This is a genomic window from Photobacterium sp. HL06 (assembly GCF_059552575.1).
The window spans coordinates 1,541,468-1,557,614 of the sequence record NZ_CM183914.1 but is presented as its reverse complement, the minus strand read 5'-3'; the positions used below and the strand labels follow the sequence as shown (position 1 = coordinate 1,557,614).

Sequence of the window (16,147 nt, the reverse complement as noted above, 5' to 3'; positions counted from 1 at the left end):
GCAAAAACGACGGCTGCCCAAATTATGTTGCAGTTAATTCATATCAATCAGTTCAGTTTGGGTTACTGACGAATATCATGATCAGCCAGTTTCTCGATCGCGCGGATCATTGCTGAGTGATCCCAGCCTTCTCCACCCAATTTGACACATTCATCAAACAAACCCTGTGCCATCACCGTATTAGGCAGACTGACTCCCAGCGCCTGGGCACCTGTAATAGCTAGGTTTAGATCTTTCTGGTGAAGGGCGATCTTAAAGCCAGGGTCGAAAGTTCCTTTGATCATCCGCTCGCCGTGCACTTCCAGGATCTTTGAATTAGCAAAGCCACCCATTAGAGCTTCTCGAACCCGAGCGGGATCAGCTCCGGCTTTGGAAGCAAATACCAAAGCCTCAGACACCGCTTCAATATTTAGAGCAACAATGATCTGATTGGCTACCTTACAGACTTGACCAGCACCATTATCACCTACCAAGGTGATGTTCTGACCCATGATTTCAAACAAAGGCTTGGCATCTTCAAAGGCTGACTCATCGCCACCGACCATAATAGTTAGCACCCCATTTATCGCCCCGACTTCACCGCCCGATACGGGAGCATCAAGGTATTGGGCACCGGTCTCTTTGACCCTGGCGGCAAAGTCCTTAGTTTCGATAGGAGAGATCGAGCTCATATCAATCACAGTTTTACCTGCTTCCAGAGCTTCAACCACACCGTTCTCACCAAACAGTACACTTTCAACCTGAGGGGTATTTGGCACCATCAGAATAATATATTCCGCTGCTGCAGCCGCTTCTTTTGGGTTTGAGTAGGCAATGCCGCCACCCGCGACTAGCTCTGCTGGGGCTTTATTGAAATGTTCGGTAAACACCAGCTGATGACCTGCCTGTTGCAGGTTCAACGCCATTGGCTTGCCCATAATGCCTGTACCGATAAAAGCAATTGTACTCATCATTCTCTCCTTAGATTTGATTGAAATCTTTCAGCCAGTGCAGCCCAGCGTCGGTGGTTGTTTTCGGCTTATATTCGCAGCCAACCCAGCCCTGATAGCCCAATTCATCCAAATGGCTAAACATAAATGCGTAGTTGATTTCGCCCGTTCCCGGCTCATGGCGGCCAGGGTTATCGGCTAGCTGAACGTGCTGAATATGGTCAAGCTCCCGGCTGAGGGTTGTGGCAATATCCCCTTCCATAATCTGCATATGATAAATATCGTATTGCAGTTTCAGGTTATCGCTGCCCACTTGCTCTAGCACATCAAGAGCCTGGCTGGTGTTGTTCAAGAAGAATCCCGGAATATCACGGGTATTAATGGCTTCAACCACTAAGCTGATATTTTCTGCAGCCAACGCTGCGGCAGCAAACTTTAGGTTGGCCACAAAGGTGTCATTAGCAACTTCGTCGCTAACACCGGCTGGCACAATACCAGCCAGGCAGTTAACCTGGGTACAGTTCAGTGCCTTGGCATATTTAATCGCTTCAGGAACGCCTGCGCGAAATTCATCAATACGATTAGGGTCAACTGCGATCCCCCGTTCGCCTTGTTCCCAATCTCCGGCAGGAAGGTTAAACAACACTTGGGTTAAACCAAACTGTGTTAGACGTTGCCCAATATCAGCGGCATCGAAACCATATGGAAATAGATATTCAACCCCATGGAATCCGGCATTGGCCGCCGCTTCAAAGCGGTCTAGAAATGGTACTTCGTTAAACAGCATGGATAGGTTTGCAGCAAGTTTCGGCATCTTAAATCCCTTTTGATATCACTTTCAGAACACATTACTGATTGAATGTAATCGCAGTTGGTGCGTCATCAGCCCCTTCTGCCAACGCTTCAAATTCATTGATACTGTCGATTTCAACGCCCATCGAGATATTGGTTACCCGCTCAAGGATAACTTCAACCACTACTGGTACTTTGTGCTTGTTCATTAAGGCTTGTGCTTCAATAAAAGCTTCTGCAATGTTGTTCGGATCGGTAACCCGAATTGCCTTACAGCCCAGGCCTTCGACAACAGCAACGTGATCAACACCATACCCATTCAGTTCTGGTGCGTTCTGATTCTCAAACGCCAGCTGTACGCAATAATCAATATCAAACTGGCGTTGAGCCTGGCGGATCAAACCAAGGTATGAGTTATTAACCAAAACATGAATATAAGGAAGGTTAAACTGAGCACCCACCGCCAACTCTTCAATCATGAACTGGAAGTCGTAGTCACCAGAGATCGCCACTATCTTGCGGTTCGGATCAGCGGCCCGTACACCTAATGCCGCAGGGATCGTCCAGCCTAGCGGGCCCGCCTGGCCACAGTTGATCCAATGACGAGGCTTATAGACATGCAAAAATTGCGCTGCAGCGATCTGAGAAAGCCCGATTGTACTGACATAACAGGTCTCTTCATCGAATACCTTATTCATCTCTTCATAAACACGCATTGGTTTGACGGGCGTGGTCTCGAAGTGCGTCTTGCGCAGCATTGTTGCCTTGCGCTGCTGACACTCGGACACCCAGTCTGAACGATCTTTTAGCTCTCCCTTCGCTTTCATTTCGCGCGCAACATCAACCAGAAGTTCAAGTGCCGCCTTGGCATCCGAAACAATGCCCAAGTCAGGACAGAAAACGCGCCCAATTTGAGTTGGTTCAATATCAATATGAACAAATTTACGGTTTTTGGTATACACATCTACCGAGCCAGTATGGCGATTTGCCCATCTATTGCCGATACCGAATACAAAATCAGAGGCCAACATATTTGCATTACCATATTTATGGGCCGTTTGCAGGCCGACCATACCCGCCATTAATTCGTGGTTATCAGGTAGTGCCCCCCAGCCCATTAAGGTAGGAACAACTGGCACCCCGGTGATCTCGGCAAATTGCTGCAGCAGAGCCGAGGCCCCGGCATTGATAACCCCACCACCGGTAACCAGCAGTGGCTTTTCCGAGTCGTTAAGCATGCTCAGCGCTTTCTCAACCTGCGCTCTTGTAGCCGTAGGCTTGTAGGCTTCAAGAGGCTCATAAGTATCGATATCAAACTCAATTTCAGCCAACTGCACATCAAGAGGCAAATCAATCAATACCGGTCCAGGGCGCCCCGATCGCATCAGGTGGAATGCCTGTTGGAAGGCCCTTGGCACCTGTGCAGGCTCTAGTACTGTCGTCGCCCACTTCGTCACAGGCTTGGCAATCGTCTCAATATCGACAGCCTGAAAATCCTCCTTATGCAGACGTGCGCGTGGTGCCTGCCCGGTAATGCAAAGGATTGGAATTGAATCTGCCGAGGCTGAATACAAACCAGTGATCATATCGGTGCCCGCAGGTCCCGAGGTACCAATACAAACACCAATATTCCCATCATTGGTTCGTGTATAGCCTTCTGCCATATGCGAGGCACCTTCGACGTGGCGGGCAAGAACATGATCAATCCCGCCCAGTTTTTTCAATGCCGCGTACATAGGGTTAATCGCCGCACCTGGAACGCCAAAGGCAAGATCAACACCTTCTCTCTTTAATACTTCTACTGCCGCTTCTATTGCTTTCATTCTCGCCATGCCAGCCTCCAATCGACTTTGTATACAATTTAAAACTTAATTGTATTATTATCGCCCGATTGAGATTTAAGCAAGTGGAAATTTACATTTTTTATACAATAAGCGCATTCTCACCGTATCCAACAAGACCTAAGCTATTTAAAAACAATGAATTAAGGTCGTCAACCAAACGCCAAGCAAGCAACAATTCGGTTACAAGCCTTTAAAATTACTTTTGCCTTGTTATACCTTTTGCGGTATAGATATGTACGTTCACAGATAATTATGTATACAACGATGTGAAATATTGTTTTAAAGGAGACGACTATGAATCAGGAAAGTACCATGGAGCGACAACCGTTATGTATGCAGGTAAAAGGAAGCATTAAGACTGACGAATACAAGACTATTCTTACCCCCAGTACCCTGGCTTTCCTCCAGAAACTCGTCGAGAATTTTGCCGACCGCCACCAATCATTACTGTTCATGCGCGAGGAAAAGCAAGCAAGCTTTGATAACGGCGTCCTGCCCGGCTTTCGGGACGACACCAAGGCAATACGTGAAGATAAAAGCTGGCGAATCGCAGCAATCCCAGCCCCGCTTCAAGATCGCCGCGTCGAAATCACCGGTCCGGTTGAGCGGAAAATGGTGATTAATGCACTCAATTCTGGTGCTAAGGTGTTTATGTGCTGCTTTGAAGACGCGACCGCACCATCTTGGGACAACATGATCCAAGGTCAGATTAATTTACGTGATGCCAACAACGGCAGTATCAGCTACCACGATAAGAAAAAAGACAAGAGCTACCATCTCAATGACGACCCGGCACTCCTCATTGCCAGGCCGCGGGGCCTGCACCTGCCGGAGTATCATATTACCTTTAATGGCAAAGCTATCCCTGGCTGCCTGATGGACTTTGCCCTCTACTTTTATCACAACCACCAAGCTCGGGAAGATAAAGGACTTGGGGTTTACTACTACCTGCCAAAACTAGAAAGTATGGAAGAAGCGCAATGGTGGAATGATGTATTCAATTTTACCGAGAACTACTTCAACAAAAAGCAGGGTACAATCCGTGCAACCGTACTGATTGAAACCTTACCTGCAGTGTTCCAGATGGATGAAATCCTCTACGCCATGCGTGAACACATCGTGGCGATGAATTGCGGGCGCTGGGACTATATTTTTAGCTATATCAAAACGCTGAAAAACCATAAAGACAAGATCCTGCCTGATCGACATGGTGTTACCATGGATAAAGCCTTCCTGAACGCTTATAGCCAATTGCTCATTAATACCTGCCACCAGCGAGGTGCCTTGGCAATGGGGGGGATGTCGGCCTTCATTCCTAGCAAAGACCCAACCGAAATGCAGCAAGTACTGACTAAGGTGGTCGAAGATAAACAGCGCGAGTCTCAAAATGGCCATGACGGTACATGGGTCGCCCATCCTGGCCTTGTCCATGTAGCAATGGAAATCTTCGACAACCATTTTGGCGAACGTCAAAACCAGCTTGATTTCTTCCCCGACTCTGCAGGCAACATTACAGCAGAAGAGTTGCTTTCTCCCTGTGAAGGAACACGTAATGAAGAAGGCGTACGTAAAAATATCCGCATTGCACTGTATTACATCGAAGCGTGGATCCGGGGCGTTGGCTGCGTACCTATATATGGGTTGATGGAAGATGCTGCTACCGCTGAAATTTCACGTGCCAGCATTTGGCAGTGGATCCACCACGGCGTTACGTTAGATGATGGCCAGGTATTTACCGCTGCACTATTCCGCCGCTGGTTAGCACAAGAACTCGATGCCATAAAATACGAAATAGGTGCAGATGCATATTCTCAGCGTCGTTTTGAAGAGACTGCAACGCTGTTTGATAACATTTCAACAGCTGAAAAATTCGCAGCTTTCCTGACGTTACCTAGCTACCCACTACTAGTAGAGTAAGCACTAACTATAGAGTTAAACGCGCCTTACACCAGCCGTGATAACCTCAGAATCGCAGGCTGGTGATACCGATCTAATGACTACACCACATAGCCTGCACCACGTTAGAAAATTGCCGTCGCCTATGCTCAAAGCAGTTTTGCTGCAACGGGGTGTATCTGCAGCAACCAATATCAAAGTATTGCTGGCTCATATATATCAATTAATGTCTGAAATTATGATTGGAGGGATACACAATGAACTTAACACTTAACGATGCTTTAACCATTACCAAAGGGGCATTCAGTGAAGGAATTACCAAAGGCTCAGCACCCTTAACAATCGCAGTGCTGGATAACGGCGGAAAGCTCATTTCCCTCCAGCGTCAGGATGGTTCCAGTATGATGCGACCTGATATTGCCATTGCCAAAGCATGGGGTGCCCTTGCATTAGGCTGCTCCTCAAGAAAATTGGCCGATGATGCCAAACTGCGTCCAGCCTTTATATCTGCTGTCAATGTGCTCGCGGAAGGCAACATGCTACCCGTCCCGGGAGGTGTATTGATCCGTGACGATGACAAACAGCTGCTCGGTGCTGTTGGGATCAGCGGAGATTTATCAGAGCTCGATGAACTATGTGCCATCACTGGCATCAAAGCCGCCAATTTAATTCCTGATGAAAGTTGATAATAAGTATCTCTGCATAAAAGCCCTTATTTCCAATGAGATAGCGGGCTTTATTCTCAGAAGAAACACAAGACTAACTCCAAGCTGTAACCATTTGAATCAATGGGACGTTTTTTATTAATACTAAAATTTCATTTCCAAATAGTGATCAGTTATTCATAAGTTCCGCATAAAAACACACCGATCATTTCATCCATTCGCTAACACCTCCCGTTTTAACTGACTTAACGCATCTTATATTTAGCAAGATTATGCGCTTTATAAACAGGGCATTAGATGTGGCACATCTTTTACAACCGTGACTATGCTTAATATAAAACAATATTTTTCTCACTGGACGTTTTGGTTGTCAGAGTTTGAAAGGAGAGCTTATGGAAGTAATGAAAGCATTTGTGTTCGGCTTTATCTTGTCCCTCTCTATCGGGCCGATTGCCATACTGGTTCTCAATAATGGTATCCAACATGGCTACACGGTCGCAGTAAGAAGTGCAATTGGGGCAGCGTTAGCTGACTATTGTTATGCCGTGATCAGCTTTATGGCAGGTACCTGGATTATCACCTCTTTTACGGAATATCATTACCAGATCATTTTACTCTCGTCTTGGGTACTTATCTTTGTCGGCTTCTATATGATGTTCGGGGCCTTGCAAAACACCAAACTGCTTGCCAACTTTGACCGACCGACCCGTAAACTTGGTTTCCGGGCAGCTTTCTACCTAACACTTGCCAACCCAATCGCGGTTATTGCCCTCTCAGCCTTTATCGGCCATTCCACGAGCCATGCTAACCCACTATTTGCCCTGCAGCTCGCTGGCGCTATTTTTACGGGAAGCTTGCTGATCCAATGTCTGCTGGCCATTTTTGGTTCCGCATATAAAAGCCACTTTGAAACCCTAACCTTTCCGTTTTACTTACAACTACTCGGCGGTTTGATGATCTGTCTGTTTGGTGTTTATAACTTTGTTGAGCTTGCAAAATAGCATCTTGACACCGAATCACAACTTGATGCATATGATAACAATAAGAAACCGAACTCATAAAAATTCATTACAACAATGTTGATGAAAGTAATAAACCTACAGGTTAAACGATTGCGTAATCGCTAACGCTCCCTTTACGCCATATTACCGGTTCAATATCACATTCACGGTTGTTATAATTACAACATTATTTATACAAGACCATTCGGGGCAAGGAATCTCCCCCTTTATACCAATCTTTGATTGGTAACAGACTCATGATGAGGTGATTGGCAAAACTAGAGGGTAAACATTATGGAATTTAACACAGTTGAAATTTTGGGTTATGCGTCTTCTCTGATGGTGGCTATCTCACTCATGATGAAAGACATTGTATGGCTACGTGTTCTAAACTTCGTTGGCTGTGTCCTTTTCACCACTTACGGCTTCATGATTGATGCAATGCCAGTGGTTGTAACGAATGGTTTTATTGCTTGCGTTAACGTTTATTTCCTTGCCAAGATGCAGCAAGAGCGCAAACAAGCGAGTCTTTCCTGCGAATCTGCCTAGTCAGAGCAACTTATTCTGAAGAAAGCCAACAGCATGCTGTTGGCTTTTTTTTGCCTAACATATGCCCAGCCTAATTATTTGAAATAATTAATTATAGCCATTGACTATTTTTCACTGCGAGAGGAATCATTACTGAAGCCTAATCAGGTTACTTTGACAACGCAAAACTCTAGCGTAAGTTAAAGGCGACAAGTAATATTTTAGAAGTAGTCTTACTAGGTTACTGTGACTGAGGATTCTTTCTCAGGTGCTTTTTCTTCACTTTCTCTGAGATTTCCCGAACTAACCGCTTTACTCTTTCATTGTTATACATTTGCACATCCAATACAGGGGGCTGATTACATACCAAAAGCCAATCATACGGATTTATTCTGAACAGAGACTGTCCCTTAATCGTTCCGCATAAATTATCAATTGGTATTACAGCTCTATCTGCGGATGTATGTGGATGGAGCCAACTGGCTCCCTCCACGGGTGAATCGTTCTACAGAATCTTTGACAAGAACTGCTGAAGCCTAGGGTGCTTAGGCGTATCAAAAATATGCTCAGGTATATCACCAACCAGTAGTTCACCATCTTCCATGAAAAGCACGCGATCGGCCACCTCACGGGCGAAGCCCATTTCGTGGGTTACAACAACCATCGTCATCCCCTCTGCAGCCAGATCCTTCATGACGTCTAACACTTCCCCCACCATCTCAGGATCAAGGGCTGATGTCGGCTCATCAAAAAGCATCACATCAGGTTTCATTGCCAGCGCCCTGGCAATTGCAACACGCTGCTGTTGACCACCTGACAAATGGCTTGGAAACACATCCATTTTATCGGCAAGGCCAACTCGTTTCAGTAGATCTTCTGCTTCCTGTTCAACCTCTGCAACCTGACGCCCAGATACCTTAACAGGTGCCAGCATCACATTCCCCTTTACGGTCTTATGCGGAAAGAGGTTAAAGGACTGGAACACCATTCCAACATTGGCTCGAAGCGTATTGATATTGGTTGTTTTAGCATACATATCTAAGCCATCAACCCAAATGTCCCCCGAAGATGCCACCTCCAGTTGATTCAGGGTACGCAGGAATGTCGACTTGCCTGATCCCGAAGGACCGATAATCACCACCACCTCACCCCGCTTGATAGTAGCGCTAACATCTTTCAAGGCATGGCATTTGTTCGGGTAGACTTTATTCACTTTCGTTGCGACGATCATATCGTCGCCATCATAGTTTCTAGTCACTGGTCGCCAGCCTCTTCTCTATACGTTGAACACCCCAAGACAAAGTGGTAGTAAGAAGCAGGTATAAACCAGCAACAACAAACCACACTTCAAATGTCGCAAAACTGCCGCTAATCACTTCACGTCCAGCCTTGGTTAAGTCAGTAATCGAAATCACAGAGACCAGTGAGGAATCTTTAATTAGCGTGATCAGCTGTCCGGCCATTGGCGGTAATGTCCGCTTAAACGCCTGGGGAAGGATCACGTAGACCATTGCTCTCGGATAGCTCATCCCAAGAGAGCGTGCCGCTTCCATTTGCCCAGGAGGTATAGATTGGATACCGGATCGGATAATTTCCGCAATATAGGCGCCCGTAAAAATAGATAAGGCAACAATACCGGCAGCGAACCGGTCTAAATCTAGGATGGTGCCAAGGAAAAAGTAAACAATGAAAATCTGAACCAATAAAGGCGTCCCACGGATCACCTCGACGTACAGGTAAGCAAAGTTTTTGGTAACCGGGTTATGTGAGATCCTCATCAGCCCGGTAATTAAACCGAGAATTATTGCGAAGAACAGAGAAATAACTGAAATTTCAATGGTTACCCATAACCCAATAACCAAAGGGCCCACTGTCCACTGTTCACTACGAGCAACAAGATCACCCTCAAAAATTAAATCGCCATCTTCGACTAAACGTTCATCATAGTTAGTGATCTGCTGTGCTTCATCACCATAATCAAAGTTAATGGTGATACTGCGATCGGCATTAATTACAGCGGTTCCACTGCCATTGGCACGGATTTCTTTTGGGCTCGTATCCACCAGGAAAGGCGTAATACGCTCCCACTGCCAATTGTAATTTATTGTTTGTGATGACTGGTAAACAGCAAAGGCTAGAACAGCCAAAATGGCTGCAAAAATACCGTGCCAAAGCCATCGATTTGAGTTCCTAAGCATATACATCTTCCATTAGGAGCACTGAAACGTGTCTGAAAAGCGAAAGGCTGTGGCCAAGCAAACACCCGGCCACAAAAAGATCATTATTGAACTTGGCTTAGCCAACTATCGTTCTTGAACCACTTATCATAAATGCGATCGTAACTACCATCACCTTTAATTTGACGTAAGAAGTTGTTTAAAAAGTTCAACATATCCATATCCCCTTGAGCGATGGCCCAGCCCAAAGGTTCAAACGTAAATGGTTGTTCAAGGTGAACCACTTTACCTGCATTTTGCGAAGCATAGATTGCATTGAATGGCATATCATAAATGAACGCATCCGCTTTACCGTTCGCCACTTCTAATACAGCATCAGCTTGTGTTTCAAATACATTTAACTTGGCTTTGCTGATCATACGCTTGATAGCTTGCTCGCCAGTGGTACCCAATTTTGTTGCAATGGTGTATTTGCTGTTGTTCAAATCTCTATAGCTGGACACTTTTCCTTCCAGCTCAGGGTTTAGCAAAATACTTTGGCCAACAACGATATAAGGGTCGGCAAAGTTAACACGCATATTACGCTTGGCATTGATGGTCATACCGGCATTAATTAGGTGACACTTACCCGTTAAGAGGGTTGGAATAATACCGTCCCAGGCCGTGTTTACCGGTACATATTTAACGCCCATCTGGCGAGCCATTATTTTGCCGATATCGATATCAAAACCGATGTATGAGCCGTTTTTGCTTTTCATTTCAAATGGCATGTAACCGGCATCAAAGCACACCCGAAGCTCACCTGATTTTGCAATATCGTCGAGAATGGGTCCGGCCGAAACGGTCGAGGAAGCTGTCATCAAAGCCATAGCTGCGACAAAACCACTGAATAACTTGCGCATAGACATCCTTGTATCCTTTATTATTGGTGAATTGGCTTGTATCAAGCTGATACAGGGTTGTTTATAGCAAATAAAATATCATCAACTCAAATGGATGAGTTGCCAGACCAATAAAAAGGCACAAAAAGAGAATAACCATGCAGACAATTGATTTGATAGTGCAAGCGTATCCAGATAGATCAACTGGCAACCCCAAGACAAACTGAATTAAACATCCAAAATATTATCAAAACTGAAATTTAACAAAAATGTTCATTTTTTTGACATTCGATTTGTATTACGGCTCGCCAGCTCTTTAACCTAACCACCCATTGTCTTACTAAAATTGTGCATATCAACGAGGCTGCTGTGGAAAATATCCTTTCTCAATTCTAATTGCTGGTCATCAAACTGTACGCCGACTTGACATTGACCAGAACCAGCCTGAATGGTTACAGCCAGCCCCTCAAGTTGCCCTTTTAGATGCGGTGAAAGCGAGAAAATAATTGTGATTTGACTCCCTTCACTAATAGGCGAGGGCTGCTGCCCTGTTATTAAGCGACAGCCTGAGATGGAAAAGTCCAGCATTTTGGCTGGAATTTTGTGCCCGCCAAACTTGAGGTATACATCATATTCGGTCTCAATTCGAGGTTGCCTGCGAATGCTATGGCTCGCGATATTTGCAGGCATATCAAGCGATAGCATTTTAATGGGGTTATAAGCTATTGCGTTAACCCTTGTTTTGAAAGCCACAATATCGCGAAGGCTTGTATCTGTAATCGCTCGAACTATAACTTCAGCATTTTCAAGATAGATTTTCTCAAACTCAGTATCGCGGCTGGTTGGGTATTCGATCAATATAAACTCATTTATCTTGTAACCAATTAACCGTGATGTCGCTAATGATTTTTTGCCATTGGGGAGGTTCACCTCAACCTGCAAACGCACACCAATATGCATTAGTTTTAGTGGTTCAATATTATTCTCTGGTTTAACTGTCTTCATATTCTATTGCTAATTTTCTTTAGGGCGCATACCACCAGAGCATCATCGCATCCAGGCTATTCCCGAGACTCATGCAGCCTATAGTAATGCAATTGGCATTATATCCCAAATAACACATCACTTAGGGTTTTCTAACTTCCATATGACAGATATATCTCTCGCGCATGATAAGATGCACTTTTTTAAGTTAGTGCTCCGGCGGAGAAAAGATCAAATGGGCAGCATTTTAAACACCAAAATTCCGTCGCTAATTTTGCTCCTCCCTAGCTCATTATTTGCCTTTGTTTTGGTGTATTACCCGTCGGTAAGGGCTATTGAATCGCAGAGCGTTTACTAACAAGGCCCAGTCGTTAGTTCAACACAAAGGCCAGGCGACGAAACAAATCAGTATCATTATTTTTGATATTGACCACTTCAAACAGGTGAATGATAGCCATGGGCACCTTTTAGGTGACCATGTACTGACTAAAGTTGCTAGTACAGTCAACTCAACACTACAAAAACGGATTCTATTGCCCGGCTTGGTGGTGAAGAGTTTGTGATCCTTCTTGACGATACAGATAGCAAGGACGCCACGCTAATTGCGGAAAAGATCCGAACAAACATCGAGAAGATGGCGATCCCCCACAATCAACAAGAAGTAAGATGCACAGTCAGTCTTGGGGTGGTTAGTAACAACGCGGAAGGTGTTGAAATAGATACACTTATAGAACGAGCGGACATATTACTCTATGAAGCCAAAGCTGCGGGAAGAAACTGCTGGTGAGTTGCAGGCTAATAGGTCAGCTATTTTTACAGGCTTAGTGTCTATACTTAGAACGGTCATCGCACAGGAGACTCCACTAACGGCTTCCCTATACCGTCAAGCATAGTCTCGTAATGCAATGTGACCTAAGTGACATAACTGCGAAAAGACGGAGCTAGCATGAAAGACCAGCTTAATGAAAAGATTTCTCAATCTCGTGAAAAAATCCGGGAAATAACCAAAGAAATTGAGAACAAATCAGAGGGGTTTTCAGAAAACACCAAGCAAGTGTGGCAACACGCCAAGGATCGACTTTCTGAGATTAACGATAAACTTGGTGAAGCCTCCAATCATCTTGCCGGCAAGACTGATGAAGCAGCCCTGCAGGCCCATCTGGCAGCTATGGAAGCACACGACAAATGGCAAAATATCAGCGAATCTTTTGAAAAACTCGCTAACAAGACGACTAGCCAGGCAAAAACTGAACTTGACCACGCTGCTCTGCAAAGTCACCTAGCCAAAATGGATGCTGGAGACTTTATGGAAAGAACAGGTAATAACATTACCCATAATTTCAATATGTCGAGAAATAAGGTTGAACAGACAACCGTTACCTCAATCAAGGAAATGGAAGGATATTTTAGCCGGATAGCCAAGAGCTTTCGTCATAATACTTAGAACTATTCAACTCTAGATGCCTGTCACTTAGTTAAAGGTTTTCATTTCGAAAGAGCACTGCAATAGGCAACCAATAGATTAACCTAAATGGTCAGCGTAACGCTGACCATATTCTTCCGTTCCAAATCTGCTGTCAGATATTTAAACGATTGACTTCAAAAAAGATTTATACTTATCAAACCGTTTATAATACAAGCTCAATGGTACCTTCCCCTGCCCTAACGGCATGCAACAATTTGTGAAATCGAACTTTCAGGCTCTCTGATCACGCCCTCAAACTGATGGAGGATTTGCCACCCAGCAAACTCTTCCACTAGTTCATTTTCTTGCAGCAAAAAGTCGGGGTTACGAGGCCTTCCGTACGCTCTTTGCCCTACATTGAACGTTTCATACACCACCACCCCCGAACATGTGATACTGGCTTTGATTGCCTCAAATAGTGGCCTATGTAAATAGCGAAATACCATAACGGCGCCAAATGTTTTATCAGCCAATGGTGTACCATTTTCAAGATCAACCAGCCACGTTTTTGCTGGGAGTTGCTCTGCCTGGATGATTTGCTCAATCTGACTTAGCTTTTCACCGTCTTGATCGGCGAACACAACAGGAAGCCCCTGTCGGGCCAGATACAATCCGTTACGGCCACTCCCACACGCTAAGTCTAAGATTTCACCTTGCTTAGAAGCTTGTATCAGCTCACTTGAAAACTTCTCCACCAGCACGGAGTGCGCTACCTGTTCACCATGAATTGCCATATCACTACTAACCTTTCATTTGCCTTCTTGGCTAAAGAATATTCAATTTGCTATAAAGAAGACACCAAAAATAACAATTCCCGCCATAACTTCTCTTTAAACTGATGGTGGTTGTTTCCTGTCGCCTCTCATATCAAACGCCACACAACCAACTTCATATTATTTTCATTGTATTAGCTCTTTCTAGCATATACAGCTGCTCATAGGTCGCTATAGGCTTGATATGGATCAAATCCTCTCCGGTTAACAAGTTGTTAATCACAAACTTAACACTTAACAATACCAATTATTGCATTATCCATATATGTTTATGACCTCAACCTTTTATGGTCAATACAAGATTTAAAGCAGAGTATCGGAATAACAGGATGCAAAATAAAATTAAATTCCTGAGTTTGTTGTTCATTGGACTATTAAACACCTCAACGGCTCATGCCTTTCAGGACGCGTATGGAGCTCCCATAGCCTGGGAAGGCCAATGGAGAGTCGTTAACTACTGGGCAGAATGGTGTGGCCCATGCCGCCGTGAAATCCCTGAATTTAACGAATTAGCCAAAGAGCTAGAGGAAGAGCAAGTACTTGTTGTCGGGATTAACTATGACAATTTGAATAATAACAACCTTGTTCAGACATTAGAAAGTTTGGACATTCAATTCCCTGTGCTGGATACAAACTCGTTAAAGAAAATCCGCTTGCCTCAGCCAATGGTTTTACCTACAACCTATATTCTCACTTCAGATGGAAATATAGCCGGCACCCTTGTGGGTGAGCAAACACAACAGAGCATCCGCAATACATTATATAAACTGCAAGACTCTGTTAAGTCAAAAACTGAAATATAATATGCAATCAGTACCAATATCTAACTAACTATAAAAAGCTAAATCAACCATTATTTTAAGGACAACATATGAAGCGCCTGATCAGCTCAGTGGGCCTACCATTGCTATTTTTATCCGCATGCGCCACTCAGCCTCAACAACCCCAGGTTGCTACGCTTGCTAGCCCTGCGAGTTTGAACAGCAGTCTTTCCAGGTTATTTACCAGTAACACGGGTGAGGTTTACCTGTCATGGGTAGAGGAAAATACCAGTACTAACACCAGCCAGCTACTGTATTCCACCCTGAATGATGGCCAGTGGAGTACACCTATTCCTGTTGCTTCGGGAAATGACTGGTTTGTTAACTGGGCTGACTTTCCGTCACTCATTGCTGATGATGATCGCTTAACAGCGCATTGGCTACAAAAACGTGCCGGCGGTAAATATGACTACGATGTCAAAGTATCATTCTCCAACAATAACGGCCGAGAATGGAATGAGCCAATGACCCCGCACAAAGACGGTGTCAGCGCTGAGCATGGCTTTGTGAGCATGTTACCGATGACTAACCAGCAGACCTTCATCACATGGTTAGACGGGCGTTTTACCAAAACCGGGCATGGTGAAGACAGCCATTCTCATGGACATGGCGGTGGAGCGATGACTCTCCGTGCCGGCATATTCGATAGCCAAAGTAATACCGTAGATGAATGGGAATTAGACCACCGCGTCTGCGACTGCTGCCAAACCAGTGCCGCCATGACCAGCAAGGGGCCAATTGTCGCCTTCCGTGACCGCTCTGAGCAAGAGATCCGCGATATCTCCGTCGTGCGTTATGTTGCTAATCAGTGGACTAAGCCTACTGCCGTGCATAACGACAACTGGAAAATCGAGGGGTGCCCGGTAAACGGCCCAGCTATTACTGCAGATGATGAACAGGTTGCCGTTGCCTGGTTTACAATGAGTGACAATGTTCCTCAGGTGAAATTGGCGTTCTCTCAAAACTCAGGAGAAAGCTTTAACGCGCCTGCGATAGTGAGCAAAGGCAAAACCATGGGGCGTGTAGGTGTCGCAACCCTTGATTCTGGCGACATTGTAGTAAGCTGGATGGATAATGTAGGCGAGCTTGCACAAGTTATGGCGGCTAAATATAGTCCTGCAGGAGAGTTACTTAACAAGGTAACAGTGGCTGAAATTCAAGCTGCACGCTCAACAGGCTTCCCTTCTATTACTGCTTCAGGTGGCGAAGTCTATCTATCCTGGACTCAAGTTGGTGAATCAAATCAAGTAAGAACAGCCCGCGTATTGCTATAGTTCACGATGGTCTAAACCCTATCCCCCTAATCAAAAGCGACGGCCAAGCATCGTCGCTTTTGATAGTACACACCAACTCATGACTATCTAGCGTTTTAATTTCCCTTAGCAAATACA

The 16,147-nt window shown here is 44.9% G+C and carries 15 protein-coding genes and 1 pseudogene; 8 read left to right on the top strand and 8 right to left on the bottom strand.

Annotated elements, in window-relative coordinates; translation table 11 throughout:
- Positions 1-62: 62 nt before the first annotated feature.
- From AC51G0_RS07360 to gcl, 3 genes are read right to left on the bottom strand one after another with little or no spacing between them, the layout of a single operon-like run.
- Positions 63-950: a 2-hydroxy-3-oxopropionate reductase gene (locus AC51G0_RS07360; RefSeq protein ID WP_496301893.1), complete on the bottom strand. Its 888-nt coding sequence runs from the start codon at positions 948-950 to the stop codon at positions 63-65.
- A gap of 10 nt (positions 951-960) precedes the next feature.
- A complete protein-coding gene (hyi, locus tag AC51G0_RS07355; protein ID WP_496301400.1) occupies positions 961-1,743 on the bottom strand; it encodes a hydroxypyruvate isomerase in 783 nt (260 codons plus the stop codon).
- Between the two features lie 34 nt (positions 1,744-1,777).
- Positions 1,778-3,553 carry a glyoxylate carboligase gene (gene gcl, locus AC51G0_RS07350; protein WP_496301399.1) on the bottom strand — a complete coding sequence of 592 codons (1,776 nt, stop codon included), beginning with the start codon at positions 3,551-3,553 and terminating at the stop codon, positions 1,778-1,780.
- Positions 3,554-3,859: 306 nt separating this feature from the next.
- Here gcl and aceB point away from each other — a divergent pair, with 306 nt between their 5' ends.
- The 4 genes from aceB to AC51G0_RS07330 all read left to right on the top strand — a co-directional run bounded on the left by aceB (position 3,860) and on the right by AC51G0_RS07330 (position 7,676).
- Positions 3,860-5,482, top strand: a complete 1,623-nt coding sequence (gene aceB, locus AC51G0_RS07345; RefSeq protein WP_496301398.1) for a malate synthase A — start codon at positions 3,860-3,862, stop codon at positions 5,480-5,482.
- Between the two features lie 236 nt (positions 5,483-5,718).
- Complete coding sequence (locus AC51G0_RS07340) at positions 5,719-6,147, top strand: GlcG/HbpS family heme-binding protein (protein WP_496301397.1); 429 nt, start codon at positions 5,719-5,721, stop codon at positions 6,145-6,147.
- A gap of 371 nt (positions 6,148-6,518) precedes the next feature.
- The gene (locus AC51G0_RS07335) at positions 6,519-7,127 is read left to right on the top strand and encodes a LysE family translocator (RefSeq protein ID WP_496301396.1); all 609 of its coding nucleotides are present in this window, start codon (positions 6,519-6,521) and stop codon (positions 7,125-7,127) included.
- A gap of 294 nt (positions 7,128-7,421) precedes the next feature.
- Positions 7,422-7,676, top strand: coding sequence for a hypothetical protein (locus AC51G0_RS07330; RefSeq protein ID WP_496301395.1), 255 nt, complete (start codon positions 7,422-7,424; stop codon positions 7,674-7,676).
- 484 nt (positions 7,677-8,160) lie between these two features.
- On the opposite strand, the gene AC51G0_RS07325 is transcribed toward AC51G0_RS07330, so the two are convergent.
- The 4 genes from AC51G0_RS07325 to AC51G0_RS07310 all read right to left on the bottom strand — a co-directional run bounded on the left by AC51G0_RS07325 (position 8,161) and on the right by AC51G0_RS07310 (position 11,718).
- Entirely contained in the window at positions 8,161-8,886 is a 726-nt protein-coding gene (locus AC51G0_RS07325) for an amino acid ABC transporter ATP-binding protein (protein ID WP_496301892.1), read from the bottom strand.
- A gap of 19 nt (positions 8,887-8,905) precedes the next feature.
- Positions 8,906-9,853 (bottom strand): amino acid ABC transporter permease, encoded by a 948-nt coding sequence (locus AC51G0_RS07320; protein WP_496301394.1) that lies wholly within the window; start codon positions 9,851-9,853, stop codon positions 8,906-8,908.
- A gap of 83 nt (positions 9,854-9,936) precedes the next feature.
- Entirely contained in the window at positions 9,937-10,734 is a 798-nt protein-coding gene (locus AC51G0_RS07315) for a transporter substrate-binding domain-containing protein (RefSeq protein WP_496301393.1), read from the bottom strand.
- Positions 10,735-11,034: 300 nt separating this feature from the next.
- Positions 11,035-11,718 (bottom strand): flagellar brake domain-containing protein, encoded by a 684-nt coding sequence (locus tag AC51G0_RS07310; RefSeq protein ID WP_496301392.1) that lies wholly within the window; start codon positions 11,716-11,718, stop codon positions 11,035-11,037.
- Positions 11,719-12,032: 314 nt separating this feature from the next.
- Here AC51G0_RS07310 and AC51G0_RS07305 point away from each other — a divergent pair.
- A pseudogene (locus tag AC51G0_RS07305) lies at positions 12,033-12,484 on the top strand (GGDEF domain-containing protein).
- Between the two features lie 159 nt (positions 12,485-12,643).
- Positions 12,644-13,141, top strand: a complete 498-nt coding sequence (locus tag AC51G0_RS07300; protein WP_496301391.1) for a hypothetical protein — start codon at positions 12,644-12,646, stop codon at positions 13,139-13,141.
- Between the two features lie 218 nt (positions 13,142-13,359).
- Here AC51G0_RS07300 and AC51G0_RS07295 read toward each other — a convergent pair whose 3' ends face one another.
- Entirely contained in the window at positions 13,360-13,896 is a 537-nt protein-coding gene (locus tag AC51G0_RS07295) for a methyltransferase domain-containing protein (RefSeq protein ID WP_496301390.1), read from the bottom strand.
- Between the two features lie 368 nt (positions 13,897-14,264).
- Here AC51G0_RS07295 and AC51G0_RS07290 point away from each other — a divergent pair, with 368 nt between their 5' ends.
- Positions 14,265-14,738: a TlpA disulfide reductase family protein gene (locus tag AC51G0_RS07290; protein WP_496301389.1), complete on the top strand. Its 474-nt coding sequence runs from the start codon at positions 14,265-14,267 to the stop codon at positions 14,736-14,738.
- A gap of 68 nt (positions 14,739-14,806) precedes the next feature.
- Positions 14,807-16,030, top strand: a complete 1,224-nt coding sequence (locus tag AC51G0_RS07285; RefSeq protein ID WP_496301388.1) for a hypothetical protein — start codon at positions 14,807-14,809, stop codon at positions 16,028-16,030.
- Positions 16,031-16,147: the final 117 nt, after the last annotated feature.